This window comes from Pseudoalteromonas sp. SIMBA_162 (assembly GCF_046535955.1).
GTDB lineage: Bacteria > Pseudomonadota > Gammaproteobacteria > Enterobacterales > Alteromonadaceae > Pseudoalteromonas > Pseudoalteromonas marina.
Map to the genome: position 1 here is coordinate 1 of NZ_JAWJBQ010000859.1, position 250 is coordinate 250.

1 pseudogene is annotated in these 250 nt (G+C 61.2%); it reads left to right on the plus strand.

Annotated features, from left to right (window positions below):
• Window positions 1-250 (plus strand): annotated as a pseudogene (locus R0J88_RS22130) (glutamine--fructose-6-phosphate aminotransferase); the annotation flags it as partial.

The following is a 250-nucleotide window of genomic DNA, read 5'->3' on the forward strand; positions in this document are numbered from 1 at the left end:
CTTCCTGGCCTCCGATCAGCTGGCGCTGCTACAGGTCACCGATCGCTTCATCTACCTGAAGGAAGGCGATCTGGTGCGCATGACCGCCGAGCAGATCGAGATCTTCGAGCAGGGCGAGCGTCTGGTCACCGAGGCCAACGAGCGTCCGGTGCAGACCTTCGAGCACGCACAGGATGCCGCTTCCAAGGGCGATTATCGTCACTTCATGCTCAAGGAAATCCATGAGCAGTCGCGTGTGCTGGCCGCCACG